We start from the raw sequence: 2,746 nt of genomic DNA, 5'->3' as shown, positions 1-2,746 counted from the left end.
GGCGCGCGCGCATCCCCGCGCCGCCGCCGCCCTCGCCGCGCTGGCCCCGCGGGTGCGGTCCCTGGTCGTCGTGACCGGGCGTCCGGCGGCGGCCGCGGTGGAGTACGGCGGCTTCGAGGGCATCGACGAACTGGTCGTCCTCGGCCAGTACGGCGCGGAGCGCTGGGAGGCCGGCGTGCTGACCTCGCCCGAGCCGCCGCCCGGCGTCGCCGAGGTGCGCGCCAAGCTGCCCCGCGTCCTGGAGGCGGCGGGCGCGCCCACCGAGACGTTCGTGGAGGACAAGGGCCGCGCCCTCGCCGTCCACACCCGGCGCTGCGCGGAACCCCAGGTGGCGCTCGACCGGCTGCGGGGCGTCATGGACGCGCTGGCCGAACGGCACGGCCTGGTCGTCGAGCCCGGACGGTTCGTCCTGGAGCTGCGTCCGCCCGGCATGGACAAGGGCGTCGCCCTGCGCGAGTTCGTCGCCGAGGCGGGGAAACCGTCGATGCTGCTGTTCGCGGGCGACGACCTGGGCGACCTCGCCGCGTTCGACGCCGTGGACGCGCTGCGCGCCGAGGGCGTCCCCGGGTTCAAGCTGTGCAGCGGATCCGCCGAGGTCACCGCGCTGGCCGAACGCGCCGACCTGGTCGTGGACGGTCCGGAGGGCGTCGTCGCCTTCCTCGACACGCTGCTGCCGCCCGTCTGAGTCCCCCGTCGGCCGGTGGCGCGGGACGCCGCCGACCGCTGCTTTCGGCATGCCCGGACGGCCGGGACCGACGATGAGGGTGGGGCAGGTAGGAGTCCGGCGAGCGATTACGCAAAGATAAGGTAATTTCGCTGCGCCCGGCGGACGTGGGGTCTCGGCCGGGAGAAGAACAGGTGGGGAGCGCTGACGTGGAGACTGGACCCGGAATCCCGCAGCGGCCGGCGGGGCCGCGCGAGACGTCCCGCGATCCTTCGGGCGCCCCGACCTCCGGCATCCCCGTCCCGCCGCAACAGCCTCACCCGCAACCGCCGCACCCGCAACCGCCGCACCCGCACGCGGAACCGCAGCAGCCGCTCCCGGCGTCACCGCAGGCGCCGCCGCAGCGTCAGGCGCAGCCCGGGGCGTATCCGGCCGAGCCGCACGCGTCCGGCGGGTTCCCGACCGTCCAGTCGGTGGGTGGCTCGGGGGGCCACCCCTTCACGCAGAACGCCGCCGCGCAGAGCGTGCCCGTGCAGAACGTCCCCGCGCAGCCCGGTTACGGCCGGCCGCAGCACCCCGTCCCGCCGCAGCAGTCCGCTCCGCCGCAGCAGCCTGTCGCGCCGCAGCCCGTGCAGGCACAGCAGCCGCAGGGCGGGTACGTGCCGGAGCCGTCCTTCCCGGCACGGACCTCGGACGAGCTGGGCGTGCGGGAGACCAGCGGCGTCGATGTCCGGATCGCGTCGTCGCGCAGCGAGCGGCACCGGATCCGGCGCGAGCAGCGCGGCCGTGCCGGACGGCGCAAGGGCCTGCTCGCGGGTGCGGGCCTGCTCGTGGTGCTCGCCGCCGCGGTGGGCGCGTTCGTGCTGATGCCCGGCTCGGACGGAGGCAAGGGTGAGGGCGACCCGTCCGCGGGTGCGAGCCGGTCGGTCCCGACGCGCTCCGGCCCGATGCCCAAGACCGGGACCACCGTGTCCGTGGCGACGGCGGACGGCGACCGGTACCAGCTCGGCGTCGTGGACACCGGGACGTCCGAGGGCACGGCCACGCAGCAGACGACCGCGCCGAGCGGATACGGGTTCGCGTACGTCGAGTACGTCCTGTCGAACCCCGGCCGCGAGAAGGTGCTGCTCGACTTCCCCGGCGACGTGTTCGTGAAGCGCTCCCGCGTGGAGAGCTCGGGACGCGCGCGCTGCATGCCGCAGGTCGGCGCGCCCGAGGACATGTGCACCCCGCCGACGCACAGCGACGTCGTCCGGTCGCTGCGCGGCGGGCAGCTCGTCGCGGGCGACGGCGACGACAAGTACATGCCGCCCGGTTCGGCGTATCTCGTCCGCGCGACGGTGGACGTCCCGGTGGAGAAGCAGTTGAAGACCGGCGACCTGCGCCTGTTCATCTGGAAGCGCCTCTACATGGGAGACCAGGACGCGAAGGAGGCGCCGCTCCCGCGCTGACCGGACCCGCGCACGACGAAGGGGCCGCCGCGACCGAACCTGGTCGCGACGGCCCCTTCGCCTTCTCGCGCCGCATCCGCGGACCTTCGCCAACGGACGGGCGTGCGGCGGCGGACGCCGGATCAGTCGTCCGCCTCCGGGTCGTCGGCGAGGATGCCGTAGAGGCGGCGGCGGGCGTCGTTCACGACGTCCAGCGCGCGGGACTGCTGGGACGGGCTGCCCACGGCCATGACCTGGTGCAGCGCCCCCATGAGCTGCCGGATCGCCTCCCGCGAGTGCAGGACGTTCTCCCCGGCGGCCTCGGTGACCTCCTCCCAGGGGACGGAGGTCTGCGCGGACGCCTCCTCGCGGCCGGCGTCGGTGAGGGAGAACAGCCGCTTGCCGCCCTGCTCCTCGCTGCTGACCCGGTCCTCGTCCTCGAGCATCTGCAGCGTCGGGTAGACCGAGCCGGGGCTCGGCCGCCAGACGCCGCCGGTGCGCTCGTCGAGTTCCTGGATCATCTCGTAGCCGTGCATCGGACGCTCGGCCAGCAGGGCGAGCAGCGCCGCCCGGACGTTGCCGCGCCGGGTGCGCCGTCCGCCGCCCCGTCCCCGGCCGCGCCCTCGGGGGCCGCCCGGGCCGAAGCCCGGAC

At 75.4% G+C, this 2,746-nt stretch carries 3 protein-coding genes; 2 read left to right on the top strand and 1 reads right to left on the bottom strand.

Features of this window, described 5'->3' with window-relative positions:
* On the top strand, positions 1 to 685 hold a 685-nt coding region (gene otsB, locus DZF91_RS25530; protein ID WP_117359758.1), incomplete at its 5' end, for a trehalose-phosphatase.
* Positions 686 to 1,137: 452 nt separating this feature from the next.
* The gene (locus DZF91_RS25520; RefSeq protein ID WP_117359757.1) at positions 1,138 to 2,115 is read left to right on the top strand and encodes a hypothetical protein; all 978 of its coding nucleotides are present in this window, start codon (positions 1,138 to 1,140) and stop codon (positions 2,113 to 2,115) included.
* 122 nt (positions 2,116 to 2,237) lie between these two features.
* Here the strand turns inward: DZF91_RS25520 and DZF91_RS25515 are convergent.
* Positions 2,238 to 2,746: PadR family transcriptional regulator (locus tag DZF91_RS25515; RefSeq protein WP_147341380.1), on the bottom strand; the 509-nt coding region annotated here is incomplete at its 5' end.

The organism is Actinomadura logoneensis (assembly GCF_003428695.1).
GTDB classification, from domain to species: Bacteria; Actinomycetota; Actinomycetes; order Streptosporangiales; family Streptosporangiaceae; genus Spirillospora; species Spirillospora logoneensis.
Note: the sequence above shows the minus strand (reverse complement) of the source record. Positions and strands in the feature narration are given on the sequence as shown.